At 39.8% G+C, this 21,905-nt stretch carries 18 protein-coding genes; 6 read left to right on the top strand and 12 right to left on the bottom strand.

Annotated elements, in window-relative coordinates; translation table 11 throughout:
- Nucleotides 1-40 precede the first annotated feature (40 nt).
- Entirely contained in the window at nt 41-1,291 is a 1,251-nt protein-coding gene (locus WFN33_RS17545) for a class I SAM-dependent methyltransferase (protein WP_336954312.1), read from the bottom strand.
- Between the two features lie 101 nt (nt 1,292-1,392).
- Here WFN33_RS17545 and trhA point away from each other — a divergent pair, with 101 nt between their 5' ends.
- Both trhA and WFN33_RS17535 read left to right on the top strand, forming a co-directional pair.
- Nucleotides 1,393-2,037, top strand: a complete 645-nt coding sequence (trhA, locus tag WFN33_RS17540) for a PAQR family membrane homeostasis protein TrhA (protein WP_336954311.1) — start codon at nt 1,393-1,395, stop codon at nt 2,035-2,037.
- A gap of 137 nt (nt 2,038-2,174) precedes the next feature.
- Complete coding sequence (locus tag WFN33_RS17535) at nt 2,175-3,485, top strand: MFS transporter (protein WP_004817867.1); 1,311 nt, start codon at nt 2,175-2,177, stop codon at nt 3,483-3,485.
- A gap of 58 nt (nt 3,486-3,543) precedes the next feature.
- On the opposite strand, the gene WFN33_RS17530 is transcribed toward WFN33_RS17535, so the two are convergent.
- From WFN33_RS17530 to WFN33_RS17500, 7 genes are all read right to left on the bottom strand, one after another.
- The gene (locus tag WFN33_RS17530) at nt 3,544-4,209 is read right to left on the bottom strand and encodes an RluA family pseudouridine synthase (RefSeq protein ID WP_336954310.1); all 666 of its coding nucleotides are present in this window, start codon (nt 4,207-4,209) and stop codon (nt 3,544-3,546) included.
- Between the two features lie 156 nt (nt 4,210-4,365).
- Nucleotides 4,366-6,306: an acetyl/propionyl/methylcrotonyl-CoA carboxylase subunit alpha gene (locus WFN33_RS17525; RefSeq protein ID WP_336954308.1), complete on the bottom strand. Its 1,941-nt coding sequence runs from the start codon at nt 6,304-6,306 to the stop codon at nt 4,366-4,368.
- 94 nt (nt 6,307-6,400) lie between these two features.
- Nucleotides 6,401-7,234, bottom strand: a complete 834-nt coding sequence (locus WFN33_RS17520) for an enoyl-CoA hydratase/isomerase family protein (RefSeq protein WP_336954307.1) — start codon at nt 7,232-7,234, stop codon at nt 6,401-6,403.
- A 14-nt stretch (nt 7,235-7,248) separates the two neighbouring features.
- Nucleotides 7,249-8,406, bottom strand: coding sequence for an acyl-CoA dehydrogenase family protein (locus tag WFN33_RS17515; RefSeq protein WP_336954305.1), 1,158 nt, complete (start codon nt 8,404-8,406; stop codon nt 7,249-7,251).
- Nucleotides 8,407-8,511: 105 nt separating this feature from the next.
- The gene (locus WFN33_RS17510) at nt 8,512-10,125 is read right to left on the bottom strand and encodes an acyl-CoA carboxylase subunit beta (RefSeq protein ID WP_336954303.1); all 1,614 of its coding nucleotides are present in this window, start codon (nt 10,123-10,125) and stop codon (nt 8,512-8,514) included.
- Complete coding sequence (locus WFN33_RS17505) at nt 10,122-11,033, bottom strand: SDR family oxidoreductase (RefSeq protein ID WP_336954302.1); 912 nt, start codon at nt 11,031-11,033, stop codon at nt 10,122-10,124. The genes WFN33_RS17510 and WFN33_RS17505 overlap by 4 nt, the downstream gene beginning before the upstream one ends.
- A gap of 96 nt (nt 11,034-11,129) precedes the next feature.
- Complete coding sequence (locus tag WFN33_RS17500) at nt 11,130-12,920, bottom strand: acyclic terpene utilization AtuA family protein (RefSeq protein ID WP_336954301.1); 1,791 nt, start codon at nt 12,918-12,920, stop codon at nt 11,130-11,132.
- Between the two features lie 166 nt (nt 12,921-13,086).
- On the opposite strand from WFN33_RS17500, the gene WFN33_RS17495 reads away from it, so the two are divergent.
- The 3 genes from WFN33_RS17495 (at nt 13,087) to WFN33_RS17485 (ending at nt 14,665) form a co-directional block, all read left to right on the top strand.
- Nucleotides 13,087-13,686 (top strand): TetR/AcrR family transcriptional regulator, encoded by a 600-nt coding sequence (locus WFN33_RS17495; protein WP_336954300.1) that lies wholly within the window; start codon nt 13,087-13,089, stop codon nt 13,684-13,686.
- Nucleotides 13,683-14,177 carry a GNAT family N-acetyltransferase gene (locus tag WFN33_RS17490; protein ID WP_336954299.1) on the top strand — a complete coding sequence of 165 codons (495 nt, stop codon included), beginning with the start codon at nt 13,683-13,685 and terminating at the stop codon, nt 14,175-14,177. Before WFN33_RS17495 ends, WFN33_RS17490 begins: the two co-directional genes overlap by 4 nt.
- 167 nt (nt 14,178-14,344) lie before the next feature.
- Nucleotides 14,345-14,665, top strand: a complete 321-nt coding sequence (locus WFN33_RS17485) for a hypothetical protein (protein WP_336954298.1) — start codon at nt 14,345-14,347, stop codon at nt 14,663-14,665.
- A 76-nt stretch (nt 14,666-14,741) separates the two neighbouring features.
- Here the strand turns inward: WFN33_RS17485 and WFN33_RS17480 are convergent, their stop codons facing one another.
- The 3 genes from WFN33_RS17480 to WFN33_RS17470 form a co-directional block, all read right to left on the bottom strand.
- Nucleotides 14,742-14,951 (bottom strand): antitoxin, encoded by a 210-nt coding sequence (locus WFN33_RS17480; protein WP_336954297.1) that lies wholly within the window; start codon nt 14,949-14,951, stop codon nt 14,742-14,744.
- 103 nt (nt 14,952-15,054) lie between these two features.
- The gene (locus WFN33_RS17475; RefSeq protein WP_336954296.1) at nt 15,055-16,224 is read right to left on the bottom strand and encodes an acyl-CoA dehydrogenase family protein; all 1,170 of its coding nucleotides are present in this window, start codon (nt 16,222-16,224) and stop codon (nt 15,055-15,057) included.
- Nucleotides 16,225-16,296: 72 nt separating this feature from the next.
- The gene (locus WFN33_RS17470; RefSeq protein WP_336954295.1) at nt 16,297-17,460 is read right to left on the bottom strand and encodes an acyl-CoA dehydrogenase family protein; all 1,164 of its coding nucleotides are present in this window, start codon (nt 17,458-17,460) and stop codon (nt 16,297-16,299) included.
- Between the two features lie 194 nt (nt 17,461-17,654).
- Here WFN33_RS17470 and WFN33_RS17465 point away from each other — a divergent pair, with 194 nt between their 5' ends.
- Nucleotides 17,655-21,011, top strand: a complete 3,357-nt coding sequence (locus tag WFN33_RS17465) for a DEAD/DEAH box helicase (protein ID WP_336954294.1) — start codon at nt 17,655-17,657, stop codon at nt 21,009-21,011.
- Nucleotides 21,012-21,163: 152 nt separating this feature from the next.
- Here the strand turns inward: WFN33_RS17465 and WFN33_RS17460 are convergent, their stop codons facing one another.
- Nucleotides 21,164-21,667, bottom strand: coding sequence for a DUF2004 domain-containing protein (locus WFN33_RS17460; RefSeq protein ID WP_336954292.1), 504 nt, complete (start codon nt 21,665-21,667; stop codon nt 21,164-21,166).
- Nucleotides 21,668-21,905: the final 238 nt, after the last annotated feature.

The raw sequence follows: 21,905 nt of genomic DNA, 5'->3' as shown, positions 1-21,905 counted from the left end.
AGAGAAAGCAGTTAAACCTGCGTTCTCTCCTCACAACGCGCTAGCACTTAGCGCCAATGTCTTGCTGGTCCCACTGATCATTCAATAATAATTCTAAGGATTGTTTTTGAATCCCATACATCTCTTTTAAAGCACGAATTTGATCTAAGACTGTTTGATCAGGTGCAGTGAAATCTTTACGCTTGGTTGCCAAAATCATTTTGTTTTTACTGGTATGTTCTAATGCCACAAATTCAAAGACTTTGGTTTCATAACCATATGCTTTCAGCAACAGAGCTCGCATGGTATCTGTCAGCATTTCAGCTTGTTGTCCTGCATGAATACCGAATTGCAACATTGGTTGTAGCACTTGCGGACTGTTCAATTGTGGGCGTAATTCTTTATGGCAACATGGTGCACACATAATCATTTGAGCGTTTAAACGGATACCTGTATGTATCGCAAAATCTGTTGCAACATCACACGCATGTAAGGCGATCATAATATCCAAATGGGATGGATGATACGTTCTCACATCACCTTGGAAAAAATCCAATTGATTAAAATCGGACTTTTGCGCAACCTCTTGGCAAAATTTCACCATTTTGTCATTCAGCTCAACACCCGTTACAAATGGGGTTTGATGTTGTTTTGCCAAATAATCATATAAAGCAAACGTTAAATAGCCTTTTCCTGAACCAAAATCGACAATTTTTAAAGCCTGCTCTTTGGTTTTTCCATCATGCACTAAAGTCTCTGACTGTTGAATATGCACTAAAGCACCTGAAAAGATTTCAACAAATTTGTTAATCTGCTTCCACTTACGTGCCATGCTTGGAATAATTTGTGCATTGGCATCGGTAATGCCGAGCGGTTGGAGAAAATAGCTTTCTTGGTCGACAAAACGATGTTTTGTACGATCATGCCCTTGTTGTTGGTTTTTAGTGGTTTTATCCAGCTTATTTTTACTGACGGTCAGCAAGGCTTTCTTTTTATTTTTCTTCAGCTGCGTTTCAGCCTCATCGGTAAATAAATTGGCTTGTTTACAATCCTCAGCCAGCCCCTGAATAGTGGTTAACGCATGGGTAAGTGGATAGTTTTTAGTAATATCATTGGTTTTATATCGATATAGACAGCTTAGAACCGTTTCATTCTGTAGCTGAATGACGCGAAAGGTCATTTTCTCTAAATCAACCAATTCTCCTTTATACTGACTTAAAATCAAACGATCTAAGCTTTGATTATCAATAGCTTGCTGTACGCTATCAAAAAATTGTTGTTCCTGAACAGATAAGCTTGCCACATTGGACATAATCAAAACTCGTATTAATTAAGTTACCTATTTTAAGACGTCTTACTTTAAAGGTAAAACTCCATTACTATACAGTTGTATTTTTAGGATAATAAGGTCCAATGTCGACAGATAAATTGATTCACATCTATGCACCACAAGAAGAACGTATTAATGCATTGAGTCATGCATTTGGTGCGATTTTGGCTGCGATAGCGACTTTTTTGATGCTGATTAAAGGCAACTATCTACATGGATGGCAATTTTTTGGATTGCTTGTCTATGGTCTAAGTATGATTCTACTGTTTTCCAGTTCAGCGATTTATCATTTTTCTGTCGATGAAAAAAAACGCCAATGGTATAAAAAGCTGGATCATACCGCGATTTATTATTTAATTGCAGGAACCTATACCCCCTTTTTAGCAATTGCCATCCCAACTGCAAAAGCACATTATTTATTGATTGCACTTTGGGTCATCGCGGCCATTGGAACACTATTCAAGTTAATATTCATTCATCGTTTTGAAAAAATTTCACTGATTGCTTATTTGGTCATGGGTTGGCTTGCCGTGCTTGTAATGGATGATATGCAACAGTATTTAAAACCAGAAGCATTAAAATTATTGGTCATTGGTGGTTTAGCATATACAATAGGCGCATTGTTTTATGCCTTAAAAAGAGTAAGATACACTCATGCTATTTGGCATATATTTGTTTTGGTCGGTGCAGGATCACATTTCCTTGCAATCTATCTTTACGTCATTTAATTCATAGACACTCAAAATTCAGTGACCCTGATGGAGTGAATTTGGGTTGATCTCGTTGTTTTTTTAAGAAATTACGCCTTTTTTAAAAAGATTACGCTTTAAAGACTCGTTTTACTTTTAAAAGTGTAAGGTTCACCATGGCGTCATTATCTACTGCTACTCCAGAAATTCAAACAAATTCAAAGACTCGTGTGCTTTTCGCAAGTCTTGTGGGTACAACAATCGAATTCTTCGATTTTTATATCTATGCAACTGCTGCAGTCCTCATTTTTCCGCATTTGTTCTTCCCTGCAAGTACAGATCCGATGACGGCAACAATTCAATCACTCGCAACATTTGCCATCGCATTTATTGCCCGCCCTATTGGCGCAGCAATCTTTGGTCACTTAGGTGATCGTATTGGTCGTAAAGCAACCCTCGTCGCGGCTTTATTGACCATGGGTGTTTCAACAGTGTGTATTGGTCTACTTCCAACCTATGCACAGATTGGTATCGTTGCACCGCTATTACTTGCACTTTGTCGTTTAGGTCAAGGCTTAGGTCTTGGTGGTGAATGGTCTGGCGCAGTCCTGCTTGCAACCGAAAATGCACCTGAAGGCAAACGTGCTTGGTATGGGATGTTCCCACAACTGGGCGCACCGATCGGTTTTATCTTGGCAACGGGTTCATTCCTTGGTCTTGGCGCATTGATGTCTGAAGCAGACTTTATGCAATGGGGCTGGCGTATTCCATTCCTTGCAAGTGCTGCATTGGTGATTGTGGGTTTATATATTCGCTTAAAATTGCATGAAACCCCAGCGTTCCAAAAAGTATTAGACAAACAAAAAGAAGTTAATGTTCCATTTAAAGAAGTTGTGACCAAACATTATAAAATGCTCTTCCTCGGCACAATTGCTGCTGTGTGTACATTCGTGGTGTTCTATCTCACAACAGTATTTGCACTCAACTGGGGAACCAAACAACTGGGTTACTCACGTGCAGAATTCTTAGAGATGCAACTGGTCGCAACACTGTGTTTTGCTGCGTTTATTCCGCTTTCTGCTGTATTTGCTGAGAAGTTTGGGCGTAAAGCAACCTCTATTGGGGTATGTATTGCCTCTGCACTTTTTGGTTTAGTATTTGCTAGCATGCTTGAGTCTGGCAGTACCGTGATTGTATTCTTGTTCTTATGTGTAGGTTTAGCATTGATGGGAATGACATACGGTCCAATTGGTACAGTCTTGTCTGAGATTTTCCCAATTTCTGTACGTTATACAGGCTCTGCATTAACCTTTAACTTGGCAGGTATTTTAGGCGCATCTTTTGCACCTCTGATCGCAACTGAACTTGCAACCAAATATGGCTTACAAGCGGTGGGTTACTACTTGACAGCAGCATCCATTCTTTCACTGTTAGCATTCTTGGCCATTCGTGAAACAAAACATGATGATGTTAACAACCAAGTTTAATCACCCTATCAATGATCAAAGCCTGCAATTTTGCAGGCTTTTTTGATTTAGCGAAATGCTAAAACTCAGGCTCAGATACAATCTCAACCAGTAGATTATTAAAAGGCTGCATAAAAGACAAATAGCTTGCATGTAATGCCATACGCGCTAAATCGGTGTTAAACGGTGTAGGATGGTAAAGCTTATCGCGCATAATCGGATGCCCAATATGTTGCATATGCACCCGTAATTGATGAGAACGTCCTGTAATCGGTGTAAGTAGTACTCGACTTACATCCTTTTCAGCATCATAGCTTACAGATTCAAATAAAGTTTGAGCGGGTTTGCCTAACTCAAAATGCACGATCTGGCGTGGACGATTTTCCCAATCGGTAATCAAAGGCACATCCACACGACCATTGCTATTGATTTGCCCTTGCACCAAAGCAATATAATTTTTTTTAACAGTTCTCGCTTGAAACATTTTACTTGCTGCAACTTCCGCATCACGATGTTTGGCGAACAACAGAATGCCCGAGGTTGCCATATCCAAACGATGGGTAATTTTGGCATTTGGATATATTGCCAATACTCGAAAATAAGCGCTGTCATGATGTTCAGGCAAACGCCCCGGAACTGAAAGTAACCCTGCGGGTTTATTGATGGCAACAAAGTCATTATCTTCAAAAATAATGTCAAGTGGATCTAAAGGAGGCTGATAAACAAAGCCATCATCAATCGGCATGTGGATCGTATATTGAGAAGAATTGCCGAAAAATAGCAATAGACTAAAAAGCTGTCAAGCAAGTATATGCTTTATTATTTTCCGCAATCAAAAAACTCCAATACACGAGAATATTGAAGTTTTTAAGTCACTATACAATGCACTTGATCTGATCAATCAAGCCTGAATATTCAATACCAACTGACGTTTCTTTACCTGTTGTCCAACTTGCCCAATAATCTCATTAACGACCCCATCAACATCAGACTTAATCTGTTGCTGAATCTTCATCGCTTCTAAAATCAACAAAGTTTGACCTTTAGTCACCGTATCACCCGCATTTACCAAGATATTGATAATCGCACCATCCATTGGTGCACGAATGTTACCATCGCCTGCGACATCGGAAGTTTCAGGTGCTGCATAGGTGGTATTTTCAATGCTGATATTGCCATTTACCGCATCTAAATACAGCTGATTTCCATCTAAGACATAGTCAATCGAACGGCGTACACCATCCACCTCATAAATGAATTTTTCTGCTTGCTGTTCGACAATGCTGATCCCAAGTGTCTGCCCACAAATTTCAACGCTCACTTGGTTTTGATCACGTTTCACCAAAAGCTGTAATAACTGATCATCATGCTTGAGTTTTAAAGGTAAAGATAACGCAATTCCGGTATTCCAACTGCTTTGACTGGAAGCATTGGTCAACAGTGCCGCAGCAATAGCTAGGTGTTCTAAGCCCAAAGCTTGTTTATGTAAGCTGCCATCTGTTTGGAAATGTTCTTGAATAAAGGCAGTATTGGTGTCTCCTTTAACAATAATAGGGTGTCTTAATAAATTCACTAAAAACTGCTTATTACTATTCACCCCCAACAATACACAATCATCTACAGCACGCGCCAAGAGCCGAATGGCATCCTGACGGGTTTGACCATATGCAATGACTTTTGCCACCATTGGGTCGTAAAACGGACTAATTTCATCCTGTTGCAACAAACCATGATCAATTCGAACATTGGGTAAATCAGCAGCTTGCCAGCGCTGTATTTGACCAGTCTGTGGCAAGAAATCTTGGCGGGGGTCTTCTGCATATAAGCGAACTTCTATTGCATGTCCTGACAAGGTCAATTCAGACTGTTGTAAGGGCAAGGTTTCACCATTGGCCACACGCAGTTGCCATTCCACCAAATCTAACCCTGTGATCAGTTCCGTTACTGGATGCTCGACTTGCAAACGTGTATTCATTTCGAGGAAATAAAACTCACCTGATTGATCCAATAAAAACTCCACCGTTCCTGCACCGACATAATCACATGATTTCGCTGCTGCAACAGCAGCCTCACCCATTTGTTGGCGTAAGCTTTCAGTCATCACTGGACACGGGGCTTCCTCAACCACTTTTTGATGACGACGCTGAATCGAACAATCACGCTCAAATAAATACACATAATTGCCATGGGTATCGCCAAACACCTGTATCTCAACATGGCGTGGAGCAATCACAGCTTTTTCAAGAATCAGCTCACCTGAACCAAAGGCATTTTCTGCTTCAGAACGCGCTGTTTTTAAGGCTTCAACAATATCAGCAGATTGCTGTACCAGACGCATACCGCGCCCACCACCACCTGCTGAAGCTTTGACCATCAGTGGATAACCAATTTTATTGGCTTGTTGTTCTAAATACTCTATATCTTGCTGATCACCTTCATAGCCCGGCACACATGGTACACCCGCCTGAATCATGGCAATTTTTGACAGTCGTTTACTGCCCATCAATTCAATTGCTGGTGCAGGGGGGCCAATAAAGGTAATTCCATTTTTCTTACAAGCTGCTGCAAAATCGGTATTTTCAGAAAGGAAGCCATAACCGGGATGAACAGCATCAGCTCCCGTTTTTTTACATGCATCGATAATATTCTGAATAGATAAATAAGACGCTGAAACTTTTGAAGCACCAATATATACAGCCTCATCTGCAAGCTGTACATGACGCGCATGACGATCTGCATCTGAATAGACAGCCACGGTCTGATAGCCCATTGCTTTTGCTGTTTTCATCACGCGAACAGCAATTTCACCACGATTCGCCACCAATATTTTTGAAAATGCCATTCTCGTTTTCCCTATTTTTAGTTTTATATTCACTTGATTATCTTGGTTGAATCACACCGATCCCAATCAAGATCACTGATCAGCAGTATCACACTTATGCATCAAACCAATTTGGATGACGCTTTTGGATAAAGGCCATTGTGCCTTCTATACCTTCTTCCCCCCCCACAGCATTGGCAAATTGCTGTGCGGCATCATCCAATAAAGGCGTCAAAGCTTCATTTAAAGTACGGTGCAATAGAGCTTTAGTTACACGAGATGCTTGTGGGGCAGTACGTTTAATCTGCTGAATGGTTTCGATCAATAAAACTTCCAGTGCTTTTTCATTCTCAACCACTTCATGTACAACACCAACCTTCAATGCGGTATGCCCCTCAAAACGTGCACCAAGTAAAGCCAAACGACGCGCTTGAGTTAAGCCAATTCGCTTTACCACAAATGGGGCAATCTGGGCGGGAATAACCCCTAATCCTGTTTCAGGTAAACCAAATTTGGCATCGGCAAGACTAATTGCAATATCTGAAACACATGCCAAGCCAAAACCACCACCCAACACCGCACCTTCTAAAACCGCGACAACAGTTTGTGGTACTTGATCCACTTGCTCCAGCATATGTCCAAATTGACGATTGAAATCAACATAAGGCTGATTAGAACCAATATTGATGGCCTCACCACGCAGTTGAGCCATATCTTTAATGTCACCACCTGCACAGAAATGTCCATCTTTGCCACGTAAAATGACTGCACGAATGGAGATATCATCTTGGATCGTTTTAAACACTTGTTGAATCGCTTTGACCATATTCAAACTCATTGCATTGCGACTCTCAGGTCGGTTGAGCCATAAGGTTAAAATACTGCCTTCTTGCTCAAGCTCAATGCTGCGATCAAACTGTTGTGTTGTCAGAGATTGCGAAAGTGCCATATTTATTCTCCTTGTTATTTACGCTTAGATGGAAGAATGTCCATCAACTTACAAATAATTCCAAGCATAATTTCATCTGCACCACCCCCAATCGAACCTAAACGACCATCACGATACAGCTGAGAAGCGGGGTTATCCCACATAAAACCATTTCCACCCCAAAACTGTAAGCAACTGTCTGCAACTTCTCTAGTTAAACGACCTGCTTTAAGTTTTGCCATAGAGGCAATTTCTGTTGCATTTCCACCGTCAATGTGAATTTCACAAGCACGATAGGTTAAGGCACGTAAAGCTTCCACTTCGGTCATCAACTCAGCAAAACGGAAATGTACATATTGGTTATTAATCAACGGTTGTCCAAAGGTGCTTCGTTCTTTGGTATATTGAATGGTTTGTTGAATCACATTTTCCAAACCACCAATTGCATTGGCAGCCGCCCACATTCGTTCTTCTTGGAACTGCATCATTTGCATCATAAAGCCCATACCTTCTGTACCCACCAAGTAGCGTTGTGGTACACGAACATTGTCAAAATAGACTTCTGCTGTCGTGGTTGAACGCATTCCCAATTTATTAAGTGGTTCAGAGAAAGAGATGCCAGCGGATTTTGCCGGAACAATAATCATAGACTTATTGACATGCGGTTTATCATCAGAGGTATTGGCCAATAAGCAAAAAAAGTCAGCTTGAAGTGAATTGGTAATCCACATTTTGCTGCCATTAATCACATAATCATCACCCTGTTTTTTTGCGGTTGTTTTGATGGCTGCGACATCTGATCCTGCATGTACTTCCGATACAGCAATCGAAGCAACATATTCACCCGCAATTGCAGGTGTTAAAAATTCATCTCGTAATTCTTGACTACCAAAGCGGGCCAAAGCTGGTGTTGCCATATCCGTTTGCACACCAATCGCCAAAGGTACTCCACCACAGGCGGCCCGTCCTAACTCTTCTGCAACCACAAGGTTATAAGAATAATCTAAGCCTAATCCGCCATTTTCTTCAGGCTTACAAATCCCCAGCAAACCTAAATCCGACAGTTTTTTAAACACATCATGAATAGGAAATCGCCCTTCAGCTTCCCATGTCGGAATATAAGGATTGAGTTCAGTCTCAACAAACTGACGTGTAGTACGGCGTAGTGCTTCATGCTCTGTGGTAAATTTCATTGTTTTTTTCCTTAAATTTAATCTTCTCTCACTCGCTTTAATAAAGCGGAGAACACCTCACTTTTAAAAGATGAGGAATAATGAGTTTCGCAAGGGTGAGTACTTTTAAAGCCTCGATACACCAAATCGTATTGGATTTAGTTTGCGATGTTCTGCTTCATAAATTGTTTCTAATAAGAAGATCAGGACTTTGCGTGTATCACGCGGGTCGATAATTCCATCATCATGCAACATGGCCGTATTAAATAAGGCGGTTGACTGCTGTTCTAATTTTGCTGCTGTACTTTGCTCTAAGAAATCCAGCATCTGCTGGTTAGGTTCCATCCCTGAAGCTTTTTGCTTTCCTTCTGCCACGATACGTAATACCTTGCCTGCCTGAGCTGAACCCATTACCGCCACATGCGAGTTTGGCCATGCAAAAATAAATTGCGGTGATAATGGACGTCCACACATGGCGTAATTACCCGCACCATAGGAACCCGCTACAACGATAGAAATTTTCGGCACAGTGGTATTGGCAACGGCCTGAATCAATTTCGAACCATGCTTAATAATGCCGTTCTGTTCAGCATCAGTTCCGACCATAAAGCCTGTGGTGTTATGTAAAAAAAGTAATGGGCGTTTGGTCTGTTCACAGAGGTGAATGAACTGTGTAGCTTTGGTGGCGCCTTGTGGGGTAATCGGTCCGTTGTTGGTGATAATTCCGATATGTAATCCACCAATTTTTGCCCAGCCACACACGGTCAATGCATCATATTCTTGTTTTACTTCAAAGAATTCAGAGTCATCAACAATTCGTGCAATCACATCTTTCATGTCAAAAGGCTGCTTCGGACTTGCAGGAATGATCCCTAACAGCTCCTCGGCAGGATAACGTGGCTCTTTATAGCTTAAGTTTAACTTTTGAGTTTGCTCTTTCCAGTTAAGATGCTCAAAAACCTCACGGGCAATACGAATCCCATCAGCATCATTCTCGGCTAAGAATTCGGCTGTTCCAGCAACCTGTGCATGCATCTCTGCACCACCGAGTTCCTCTGCTGTTGCCACTTCTCCGGTTGCCGCCAAAAGTAAAGGTGGCCCTGCGAGTAACATCTCAGTTTGCTTACGAACTGCAATCACATAATCAGATAGACCCGGTTGATACGCTCCACCCGCTGTTGCATTGCCATGTACCACAGAGACTTGGGGTAAACCTGCGGCAGACAGTCGTGCCTGATTGGCAAAGGTCATTCCACCATAAGTAAATACTTCAGCTGCGTAATTTAAGTTGGCACCCCCACTTTCAGTGAGAGTCAACATCGGTAATTTTTGTTCAAAAGCAATCGCCTGCAAACGTAAGGTTTTTTGTACCCCCATCGGTGACATTGTTCCGCCTTTGATTGCACTGTTACTTGCTGAAATCAGACAACGAACACCGCTGACAAAACCGATCCCTGAAATAATCCCACCACCTGCATCTGACCCATCTTTATCATCATGCATGGCATAACCCACCAAGCCACACAGTTCTACAAATGGTGAATCAGGATCAAGAGCTAAACGGATACGTTCATGCGGTAAAATTTTACCTTTCTTGTCAAACTTAGGTTTGGCTGCATAAGATTTTTCAATATTCTTATTTTGTACTGCACGCACTTCGGCAATTTGAGCAAGTAATGCCTGCTTGTTCTGTTCAAATTGCTCACTACCAACTGTAATTTCGGATTGGAGAACAGTCATGAGTTTTCTCCTGTCTGTTGGTTATTGGTTTGATCACTCAATTGTTGTTTTAATACATCTGGAATAAAGGCACGATGGAAGCCATTAAACGACTCACTATTTGAAGCATCTGCCAATGGGTACATTCGAGTACCTAAGGATGCAGCACCATCAATACGAATCGTCATGCCAGAAATAAAACCTGCGGCTTCTGAAAGTAAATAACAAATGGCAGAAGAAATTTCAGATTCCGTGCCCATCCGTTTCAATGGCACATTTCCCGCCAAACTTGGGATAATAAATTTGGCAAAATCACCGGTATAATTATCCATTCCTGAAGAAACAACCCAGCCAGGTGCAACACAATTAACACGTACGCCAGAACGTCCCCACTCCACCGCTGCTGTTTTGGTTAAATTATCTACCCCAGCACGGGCTGCACCAGAGTGTCCCATCCCCGGCATGCCACCCCACATATCAGCTGCCATATTGACAATACTGCCACCATGTTTTGCCATCCATTGGTTATAGGCTTCTTTCATTAAATAGAAGGTCGAATGCAGGTTGTTCCGCACCACTGCATCAAAACCATTGGCAGAAATCCCTTCTAAATTTGAGGGAAACTGACCGCCAGCATTATTGACAAGGCCATCGAGTCTGCCAAATTTTTCAATCACTTCAGCAATCATCTCTTTCACGTTTTGTTCTTCGCGATTATCACAAACGATAAAATGAACTTTGCCACCATCTTCGATGATTTCTTTGCTGACATTTTCCAGCTTTTCAATTTTCCGCCCTGTAATCACCACTTGAGCCCCTAAAGCAGCCAGTTCATGAGCAGTACAGCGTCCTATACCCGAACCACCACCGGTCACAATGATGACGTGGCCCTGAAAAGCATCCGATCTAAATATTGAGTGATAATGCATTTTTATATCCAAATTGTTGTCGTTTAACTTGCTTAAATACCACTCCAAGCTCCCTTTTAAAAAGCGACGAATTCCCCCTACTTTCTTAAAGAAGGATTAGAGGGACTTTAAACTCGCTGGAATTTTGACTGACATATCTAAAAGCTGCTGTGCAAAAGCTTTACCTTGTGGATCAATACGTAAACTGGCAATTCCTCCACCACCTAATGCGTTTTCCAGCATAAAATTTAAGGCATTAAATCCCGTGATTTCATAACGAATCACTTTAGACTTTTCAGGGTCTAAAACATGCTGCATATATTCTTTGACCTTTTCTTCAGTCAAATTGGCGCGAATCCAGGGTAGATATTCAGGCTGACGTGCGATCACTCCAATATTACTGTGATTGCCTTTATCACCGCTCCGAGCATGGGCAATTTCAACTAAAGGAACTTCAATCTCCTGCCCCGTAAATTGAGCAACCTCACCCACTGCAACAGCATCAAAAGATTGATCTGAGCAACCTGATGGAATCTGTATATTTTGACGCTGACCATTGATATCAATCGCAACACTTAGTTTTGATTTATCCACTAAAAATGAGAACAACTTAATCACAGGGGAAGCTTTGGGACGCCCCCCAACAATTCCAGCCAATGCAGGTGCCATTCCGGTAGATGCTTGGGCAATTTCAGAAGCAAAGAACATACATGCTTCTTTAAACATGTGCTTTACAGCGATTTTGACAACTACTTCTCGACTATTAATCTGCTGCGCATTTGCGCCATAGGTACTTTCAATACCCAATATTTCAACTGATTTTTCTGAGAATGGCGGAACTGAACGTAATGCTAAAACACGCTCACACTTATTTAATATCGCATCTGCAATGACTTGGGCTTTTTCAGGGGCTTCGCGTCCTGCAATCAGGAAGCTCACCAAAACACGATAACCATCGGGATAGGTTGCACTGACTTTATATTGTTGTGTCGGTGCTCTACCTTTTGCACCAGTCACTAAAACTCGATCCTCACCCACTTGTTCTAATTTCACTTGGCTAAAATCTGCAGTGACATCGGGCAGTAAATACGCTTGCGGATTGCCAATTTCATAGACAACTTGTTCAGCAACAGTTGCAACCGAAACCAGTCCACCGGTTCCTTTGGGTTTAGTTACAATAAATGATGCATCTGCTTTCACCTCAACAATTGGAAACCCCATATTGTCAAAGCCTTGTACTAAGCGCCAATCCGTGAAATTGCCACCGGTACATTGTGCACCACACTCAATGATATGCCCTGCTAAAGAACCTTGGGATAGCTTGTCATAATCCTCTAAGGACCATTGATATTCATGCAACAAAGGTGCAAGCACCACAGCTGAATCCACCACTCGCCCAGTGATGACAATATCTGCACCTTGATCAAGTGCGTCTCGAATTGGAACAGCTCCTAGATATGCGTTACAACTGGCCAATTGGCTGGGTAAATCTTCGCCACTAAACATTTCTTTAATATTTTGTGTTTTTAATTCGGCTTGTTGTGGCAATAGGTCATCCCCTAATACCACTGCAATTTTTAAATCCAATCCTTGTGCTGCAAGCACTTTCTGTAAGGCATCACGACATGCCAATGGATTTACACCACCAGCATTGCTAATCACTTTTATTTTTTTATCACTGATTTTTTTAAGCAGCGGTGTCATCACCCGACTGACAAAATCCAAAGCATAACCATGTTCTGGATTGGTCATCATCGCTTTTGCCATGATAGACATGGTAATTTCTGAAAGGTAATCAAAAACCAAATAATTGATGTCAGATAAATGTACCAACTGAAATGCTGCAGTATTGGTGTCCCCCCAGAAACCTGAAGCACATCCAATTTTTACAATACGCTGATCTTCCATTTTCACACCTATCTTGTTTTCATTGTTCTGAATAAAATTTATACTCCAATCTACCAAGCAAGCGCTTGGTTTGTAAAGAGCAAAATGTTATCCTGAATTGGCAAATGTGTTAAAACGCGTTTCTAACAATGAATAATTTGCTTAACTTTATGGAAAAAATGATCCGATGATTGCTCACTCAATCGATGATATCCAACCAATCGCATGTTTTGATGACAGCCCTAAAGGTCGTTTATTACTTGGTGCTGCCTATTTATTTCATAAGCAAGGTTATGCCAAAACCACAGTTCGTGAGTTAGCAAATTTTATTGGAATTCAATCAGGTAGTTTGTTTCATCATTTTAAAAGCAAGGATGATATTCTTGCCCATGTCATGCATGAAACCATTATTTACAATCATGCCCGTATGCTTGATGCGATCCAAAAATCGGATGATGCTGAACAACAGTTAAAACACTTAATCAAAGCTGAGTTAATTTCGATTACGGGAGATACGGGTTCAGCCATGGCTGTTTTGGTTTATGAATGGTTTGCATTGTCAAAACAACGGCAAGAAGAACTCCTTAAACTGCGAAATGATTATGAGGACATCTGGTTCGCTGTGATTGAAAAATTACGTGACCTCGGTAAAGTTCAGCATGATGCTTTTATTTGGCGCCGTTTGCTGGGCGGTGCGATTGCTTGGACCGTCACTTGGTATAATCCCAATGGTAAAATGAGCTTAGATGAACTGACTGAAATCGTTTTGGAAATGGCTTTGAAATGAGCACAGTTTATCTTCGCAAGCCCAACATTTCAGATCTTGAAGAAATCGAAAAGGCCTATAAAAAAAGCCAAATACTTCATCATCCTTGGACATATCCTCCTAATGATTTTCAACATTACCTACAACAAGAAGGCAGATATTTCCTTTGTCTGACTGAAACCCATCAAATTATAGGTACCTTTAACATTTCCAATATCATTCGCGGTTATTTTCATTCTGCTTATTTAGGTTATGAGGTTTTTGAGCCTTTTCAAGGACATGGCTACATGCGTTTAGGCATCAATTTATTGTTGAATGAAGCATTCCATGTTTTAAATTTGCATCGTTTAGAGGCAAATATACAACCTGAGAATACTGCTTCCATTCGCCTTGTTGCGGGTGCTGGCTTTATTCAGGAAGGCTTTTCTCGACAATATTTGCGGATTGGTGGTCAGCAATGGATGGATCATCAACGTTGGGCGATAATTAATGAGGATTGGGCCGAAGGTTGATTTCTTAGCTTCACTTGTTCTAAGTTCTATAGAACCAAAATAACTTAACATTTGCTTGCATGATAAAACAGACAGAAATAATTTATAAAATATACCCTCAACGGTACATTATAGCTTCGGCAATTAACGCATTAGCTCAACGTTTCAATTTACCCACTGATCCTTATATGCAAGATTGGCAATACGAAGTTGCAGATCCCAGTCGTATTGATGAATTTATGCATGCTTATCTTTCAAATGAACTTAACGATGACGAAAAATTTGCACTTATGGAAACACTTTTACAATCGTTTGAGGAATCATCGAAAATACTAGGCTCAGATCGACAATGGATGACGATTCTTCAAATTTTACAAGACAATCTAGACATTCATGCAACGACCATTTGTTATTGGGCATGTGGAAATTCAGCTTACAATCTTTGTTGGAGAATAACGCCATATCTACGTAAAATTAAACTTCGGAATCATCTAAAAATCACACAATAAGAGCAGCATTAGATTTAGGCATTGAGTTGTTCTAAAAGTGAAAACTTTTGAGAAGTTACAACAATTTTTCTCAACTTTAAGTACCTTGATCTTCCCGCTCAAGCAAAAAACTATCTTCAAACTCAAACACAGCCTCTTGCATAATTTTCCAAGGATTATTTAAAGGTAATAGCAAAACACCATTACCAAAGTGTTTAACCACAACTGCTTTGCCTTTAAAATGAAATGCCGTAGGTAAAAGAACGGCCTGACTCTGTCCTGATTGAAAAGTCTTTGTTACTTTCATAAGAACTCCTTAAGTTGATAATAATCAATAGGTCTATAGCGCACCTATGGTTATTTTTTACAGAAAGCAGCATTGTAAGCTTTTATCACTTAAAAATGCCTCATTAAAACCCCAACTGCTTACTAATCAAATCTTTCATGATTTCCTCAGCACCACCACCAATCATATTTACTTTGACTTCACGATAAATACGCTCAGATTTAGTCCCTCGCATAAAGCCCATCCCCCCCAAGGTTTGCACTGCAGCATCTGCACAGAACTGCATAGTTTGGGTTGCGACATTTTTTGACATACAAATTTGGGCAATTAAATCACTGCCCTGTAGTTCAACTTGCCCCATACGATAAGCAGTATCTTCCAATAATGCGCGTGTTGAGGTTAAACGCGTCGCCATATCAACTAACTTATGACGTACTACTTGATGATCAACTAAGCGTTTTCCAAAAGTCTTACGCGCTTTAGACCATTCTAAAGCCTCTTGATAACAGACCAAGGCATAACCATAGGCCATAGAAGCCAACCAAAAGCGTTCCATATTGAAGTTTTTCATAATGACCTTAAACCCAGCATTCTCTTCACCAAGAAGATTTTCGACAGGAACTTTGACTTGGTCAAAATGCAAATGAGCAGTATCCGATGCCCACCAGCCCATTTTTTTTAAAGGTGATTTAGTAATGCCAGAACTGTGTGCATCAACCAATAACATCGAAATACCATTTGCACCTTTATTTTCAGAATCGGTTCTCACTGCAACCGTATAATAATCTGCGCGCATACCTGAAGTAATAAAGGTTTTTTCACCACTCACCAAATAAAAATCACCTTCGCGGATTGCTTTGGTTTGTAGTGCAGCAACATCAGAACCGCCGCTTGGTTCGGTAATCGCAAGTGCAGAAATTTTTTCACCTGAAATAATTTGTGGCATCACCTTGTCACGAATATGTGGCTGGGCAAAATGATGAATGGGAGGTGTACCTATGGTATGAATCATCAAAGAAATATGTACACCACCAGAGCCAGCTTTGGCTGTTTCAACTGCTGCTAAGAACACATGAAATGCATCTGCATCTGAGATTCCCCCATGCTCATCATCAAAGCCTAAGCCCAATAGACCAATTGCAGCAGCCTTTTGATAAAGCGCACGAGGAAAAGTTTCAGCCTCATCCCATTCATTCACAAAAGGAGAAATCTCTTTTTCAACAAATTTCTTCACACTGTCTGCAAATACACGATGCTCAGCGGTGTAGTAAATCGGGTTATTTAAATGATCCATATCTTGTTGTTTCCTGCTTATTTTTATTGCAATTTATTGTGTACAGTTCTAGTTTAATCCATTCTCGATATTCTAATAGCCCAATTGACGACTCGCGAGGTCTTTCATAATTTCTTCTGCCCCACCACCAATCATATTGACTTTAACATCACGGTAAATCCGTTCAGACTTGGTACCTCGCATAAAGCCCATCCCCCCTAAAGTTTGTACAGCTGCATCTGCACAAAACTGCATAGTTTGAGTGGCCACATTTTTAAGCATACAGATTTGTGCAATTAACTCATTGCCCTGCATTTCAGGCTTCCCTAAGCGATAAGCAGTATCCTCCAACAAAGCAAGTGTTGTGGTTAAGCGAGTCGCCATATCAACTAATTTATGCCGAACCACTTGATGATCAACTAAACGTTTACCAAAGGTTTTTCGTTCTCGTGCCCATTCCAATGCTTCTTCATAACAGGTTAATGCAAAACCATAACTACTGGCAGCAAGGAAAAAACGCTCCATATTGAAGTTATTCATAATCACAAGGAAACCCATATTTTCTGCACCCAACAAATTGCTTGCAGGAACACGAACCTGATCAAAATGGAGATGAGCCGTATCCGAAGCCCACCATCCCATTTTATCGAGTTTTGATTTGCTTATGCCGTCACTATGTGCATCAATCAATAACATCGAGATACCATTCGGGCCTTTAGCATCAGGATCTGTACGTACCGCAACGGTATAATAATCCGCACGAATGCCCGATGTAATAAAGGTTTTTTCGCCACTAACAATATAGTCTTGACCATCCCGTACAGCTTTGGTTTTAAGTGCTGCCACATCAGAACCACCCGTAGGTTCAGTAATCGCCAACGCTGAAACTTTTTCGCCTGCCAAGATTTGAGTCAGTACAGTTTGTTTAATCTCATCTGAAGCAAAATGGTTGATTGGAGGCGCGCCAATCGAATGTGACAATAAGGAAGCACATAGACCACCTGAACCTGTTTTGGCTAACTCAATCGAAGACAACAACACATGAAAAGCATCGGTTTCTGGAATTCCCCCATAGTTTTCGTCAAAACCTATCCCCAATAAGCCAATATCTGCGGCTTTTTTATAAAGTTCTTTTGGAAAGGTTTCTGCCTCTTCCCATTGATTAATATGTGGCATTAATTCTTTTTGAACAAACTTTCGAATGGAATCTGCAAATGCAAAATGCTGATCTGTATAGTAAATTGGATTATGCTTCATCTTGATTTGCTTCCCAGCATTATTTTGAAAAACTTATACTGACAGATTTTATTTAATTTAAAGTTGCAGAAACGATCAATTTGTATTTAAAAACATGTCATTTTTGATCAAAACTCCTATATTAATTTCAGATTCATGCTCAAAAATCCGTTACACTGTTAGTAATTTCCTTTTAATTTTTAGCTCTATAAATAATGGCGACATTGAATCAATTTTTATCACGTTTTAACCCTGCAACCATTCAAAGAAGCTTGAGTTATGTCAAAAAAATTGATCTAAAATCCTTAGAGGTCTACCCTGATCGGGATAATTTAGTCATCGAAGCTCAAATTCAGGGAACGGATTATTATGAAACGGCTGTTATCTATAATCCTTTAACAAATAAAATTGTGGATACTGACTGTAGTTGCCCTGTTGGTTACGATTGTAAGCATTCGGCTGCACTTGCACGTTATTTTTATGATCAACAACTTTCCAACCCAGCTGCTCGTCAAAAACTAAACCCATTAGACCAAGCTCAAACCACAACAAATAGCTCTACCCACACCACGGCAAAAGCTTGGCTCGCTCAATTTAAACAACAATTGGCACAAGTTCAACGTACTGAAACGCCAGTACAGCACCAACTTATTTATATTTTCCAACCAAAAAATAACACCGCCAAATTACAACTGAGTGTTTTTAAAGTTCGGCGTAACAAAGATGGAAAAATTAGAGATACTGCACTCTACACCAGCTATGACAATGTATTAAATGAACGTCTTAAAGTGAGTAAAGAAGAAAAGAAAATCTTTAGTCATTTGTACTTTTTCGCTAAGCTAAATTTTAGCGATGTTCATTTTTATCCAGCGTCATGGGATATTTCAGGAATCTATCAAGAACATCTAAGAACGGCTATTCAAAGTAGCGCTTGTTTTGCACTAGATGTACAAAGATTACCTTTAACATGGTCTGATCAATCTTATAAAATTGAATTCAACTGGCAAACGCGTACAGAACAGCAAACAGAAAAACTCAAGGCACAATTTTTTGATGAAAATCATCTAGAAATTTCACCTGACCATGCTGAACAAATTTATATTATTCATTCTCATCCATTAAGTTATCTCGATACCCTTAAAAACCAAGTCGGTGTACTTGAGTCGTTATATTCTAGTGAAATGATCGAAGAATTGCTGAATATGCCACAAATGCCTGTGGAATTAATGGCTGAATTTGAGCAAGTGATTCAACCCTATGCATTTTTTGAAGATTTACCTCAAGCGCCATTTACACAAAGTATAGAAATATTAAAAGGCAAACCCACACCTATTTTACGTTTTGGAACACATCCGCAATATGATCGTCTTGGTCATATGCATCATTATGCAATTGCTGAAATTGAATTTGAATACTCAGCTGGACGAATTAAAGCGGGTTTCCCTGATGACAGCTTCATTATCAATATTGATGAAAAAGCAGTTCGCCAACAACGCGACTTAGTTGCTGAAAAGAAACATATTGATGAATTAATTCATTCAGTTAAATCCATGCAACGGATTAGCAAGCTACCAAAGAGCAAACGCCCTGCTTTTGATGACATCACTGAAAACTCAATTGTGTATGCAGATCCCATGGCTTGGGTTGAGCAACTGGTTCCTGAAAATAAAATCGAAGGTCTTGGCTGGAAAGTTGAACATACCCTAGATAGTCAGTTCAATTTAAGTGCAACACAAAACCTGCAACTCTCATTAAATGAATCTGAAAAAAAACAAGACTGGTTTAATGTCGGTGCGACGATTCAGGATATGAATGGCAACACCTATAACCTGATTGATCTTCTTGGCTATGCGATACAGCATAATCCACATCTTTTAGAAGATGACTATATTGAAAAAATGGACAGTGACAGCTTCTTAATTGTTCATTTAAGAGAAGCTCAAACACAACTGGCACTTAGAAATCAAGAAATTAAGCCCATCCTGATCTATTTAAAAGAAATTTTACGACATCCTGAATCTGCAACATTAGATCAATACGATGCCGCTCAATTCTTAGACTTACAGCATCATTTGGGCATGCCTTGGCGCACCAACGAACGCCTGAAAATATTTGCTGAAAAGCTTCAAAATAGTTATCAAGATCAAATCTGTACACCACAAGGTTTCCAAGGCGAACTACGCCCATATCAACAACAAGGTTTAGCATGGCTACAGTTTTTACGTGAAACTGAACATGGTGGTATCCTTGCAGATGATATGGGACTCGGTAAAACCGCACAAACACTTGCACATATTCTATTAGAAAAGCAAGCAGGCAGATTAAATCAACGACCTGCCTTGATTATTGCACCAACATCTTTAATGCATAACTGGCGTAAAGAAGCTGAGAAGTTCACTCCTGAATTAAAAGTTTTGGTCTTACAAGGGCATGATCGAGTTGAGCATTTTCAAGAGATTAAAAATGTAGATATTGTGCTCAGTACCTACCCACTTTTGGGCCGTGATGAAGAGTTTTTACTGCCTTATCAATATCATTTATTGATTTTGGATGAAGCACAAAACATTAAAAATCCACGTGCCAAAGCCTCTCAAGTTGTACGACAAATCAAAGCAAAACATCGTCTATGCTTAACTGGTACGCCAATGGAAAACCATTTGGGTGAGTTATGGTCATTGTTCCATTTCTTAATGCCTGGTTTTTTATATAGTCAGGAATTGTTTAATAAAAAATATCGCAATCCTATCGAGAAATATGCAGATCTTCAGGTTAAAACTAAACTCATTTCTCGTATTAAACCGTTTATGTTGCGTCGTTTAAAAACAGAGGTGGCGAAAGAGCTTCCTGAAAAAACCACGATTGAAGTCAATATTGATATGAATGAACAGCAATCTAAGCTCTACGAAGCTGTTCGTGCAACAATGCAAAAGAATATTCGTGAGTTGATTGCAGCTAAAGGCTTCCATCGTAGTCAGATTCAAATTTTAAGTGCATTACTTAAACTTCGACAAGTTTGCTGCCATCCAAGCCTTTTACAACTGGATCAAATCAAAAATCAAAATGTTGAATCAGCAAAATTAGATCATTTATTAGAAATGGTTCAAGATATGGTTGAGGAAGGACGTAAGATTTTAATCTTCTCTCAATTCACCACGATGCTACAACTCATTGAAGAGCATTTAAAAACCTTAAATATCCGAAATGTAAAACTTACTGGACAAACCAAGAAGCGTGATGAAGTCATCACCGCATTCCAAGCAGGCGATATTCCTGTTTTCCTCATCAGTTTAAAGGCAGGCGGTGTCGGGCTTAATCTCACTGCTGCTGATACAGTGATTCATTATGATCCTTGGTGGAACCCTGCGGCTGAAGATCAAGCATCTGATCGTGCATGGCGCATTGGTCAAGATAAACCTGTATTCGTTTATAAGTTAATTACTAACCAAAGTATTGAAGAAAAGATTTTAGCCTTACAGAAAAATAAAGCTGATCTTGCTAAATCTATTCTGAGTATCGATCATGAAAATGAAGTGAAATTATCTGAAGATGATGTCATGAGTTTGCTGGATTGAAACTTTAAAGATAAGGTGTGAAATTTAACAAAATCTAGATCTAACGCATCAATATGAAGCCCCCGTCATCGTGATGGGGTTTTCTTTTTTATACCTACATTGTTTTAAAATCTATAGACTGTTGAATACCGTTGCTTCACTTCACTGCATCGTTAGCTTTCCCAACTTAAATGATCCAAATTACCGTAATGATCTGTTTTAACGACGATTAACTGATCAGTTAACTCTCTATTTGTAGTGTAATCAAAGACAGCAAAATACGATGTATCATACTTTCCATCTGGATAAAGCCCAACTCTTGTTAAATATAATTTGGTTAAAAACTGCTGTGCTTTGTCTATTGGATTAGCAATCCCAATTTTTTCTAAGAAATCATCGCCTAATTCTTCAATATGAAAATCCACATATTCTTTAACAGTCCCTTCCTTTTCATTTTCAAGATCTTGCTGAATATAATCTTGGTTTTTTTGATCAAATTTTTCTATATTTTCAATAAAAGACTTAATTCGTTGAAAAGTTTCTACGTCCAAAGTGTTCGCTTCAAAATTTAAATCAACTTGAACGGCTTTGCCATTAAGCTCAATATCCACTTGATAATATTCTTCTAGGGATTCTAATTTCAGTGTTCCAAAATGCGGCAAGGTGTATTCTGACATTTTTTATATTCCTATATTTTTTTCATGTTAGGTAAAGCAATTAATTTATCATTTAATGATAAAAAATTCTTGGTCTAGATTTTATATTTATGTCTTTAAAAATAATAAAACACTTAAAAATAATACGCATAAAAAAACACCCCGTTCTCGTTAGAGACCGGGGTGTTTTAGATTTAAAAGCTGGCGATGACTTACTCTCACATGGGTAACCCCACACTACCATCAGCGCTAAGAGGTT

The organism is Acinetobacter sp. AS167, assembly GCF_037152175.1.
Taxonomy (GTDB): domain Bacteria; phylum Pseudomonadota; class Gammaproteobacteria; order Pseudomonadales; family Moraxellaceae; genus Acinetobacter.
This window is presented reverse-complemented; position numbering and strand designations above follow the sequence as displayed.

Bases quoted from the DNA above. Each gene is read 5' to 3' on its own strand.
- WFN33_RS17545 (WP_336954312.1), bottom strand. From the start codon at position 1,291: ATGTCCAATGTGGCAAGCTTATCTGTTCAGGAACAACAATTTTTTGAT.
- trhA (WP_336954311.1), top strand. From the start codon at position 1,393: ATGTCGACAGATAAATTGATTCACATCTATGCACCACAAGAAGAACGT.
- WFN33_RS17535 (WP_004817867.1), top strand. From the start codon at position 2,175: ATGGCGTCATTATCTACTGCTACTCCAGAAATTCAAACAAATTCAAAG.
- WFN33_RS17530 (WP_336954310.1), bottom strand. From the start codon at position 4,209: ATGCCGATTGATGATGGCTTTGTTTATCAGCCTCCTTTAGATCCACTT.
- WFN33_RS17525 (WP_336954308.1), bottom strand. From the start codon at position 6,306: ATGGCATTTTCAAAAATATTGGTGGCGAATCGTGGTGAAATTGCTGTT.
- WFN33_RS17520 (WP_336954307.1), bottom strand. From the start codon at position 7,234: ATGGCACTTTCGCAATCTCTGACAACACAACAGTTTGATCGCAGCATT.
- WFN33_RS17515 (WP_336954305.1), bottom strand. From the start codon at position 8,406: ATGAAATTTACCACAGAGCATGAAGCACTACGCCGTACTACACGTCAG.
- WFN33_RS17510 (WP_336954303.1), bottom strand. From the start codon at position 10,125: ATGACTGTTCTCCAATCCGAAATTACAGTTGGTAGTGAGCAATTTGAA.
- WFN33_RS17505 (WP_336954302.1), bottom strand. From the start codon at position 11,033: ATGCATTATCACTCAATATTTAGATCGGATGCTTTTCAGGGCCACGTC.
- WFN33_RS17500 (WP_336954301.1), bottom strand. From the start codon at position 12,920: ATGGAAGATCAGCGTATTGTAAAAATTGGATGTGCTTCAGGTTTCTGG.
- WFN33_RS17495 (WP_336954300.1), top strand. From the start codon at position 13,087: ATGATTGCTCACTCAATCGATGATATCCAACCAATCGCATGTTTTGAT.
- WFN33_RS17490 (WP_336954299.1), top strand. From the start codon at position 13,683: ATGAGCACAGTTTATCTTCGCAAGCCCAACATTTCAGATCTTGAAGAA.
- WFN33_RS17485 (WP_336954298.1), top strand. From the start codon at position 14,345: ATGCAAGATTGGCAATACGAAGTTGCAGATCCCAGTCGTATTGATGAA.
- WFN33_RS17480 (WP_336954297.1), bottom strand. From the start codon at position 14,951: ATGAAAGTAACAAAGACTTTTCAATCAGGACAGAGTCAGGCCGTTCTT.
- WFN33_RS17475 (WP_336954296.1), bottom strand. From the start codon at position 16,224: ATGGATCATTTAAATAACCCGATTTACTACACCGCTGAGCATCGTGTA.
- WFN33_RS17470 (WP_336954295.1), bottom strand. From the start codon at position 17,460: ATGAAGCATAATCCAATTTACTATACAGATCAGCATTTTGCATTTGCA.
- WFN33_RS17465 (WP_336954294.1), top strand. From the start codon at position 17,655: ATGGCGACATTGAATCAATTTTTATCACGTTTTAACCCTGCAACCATT.
- WFN33_RS17460 (WP_336954292.1), bottom strand. From the start codon at position 21,667: ATGTCAGAATACACCTTGCCGCATTTTGGAACACTGAAATTAGAATCC.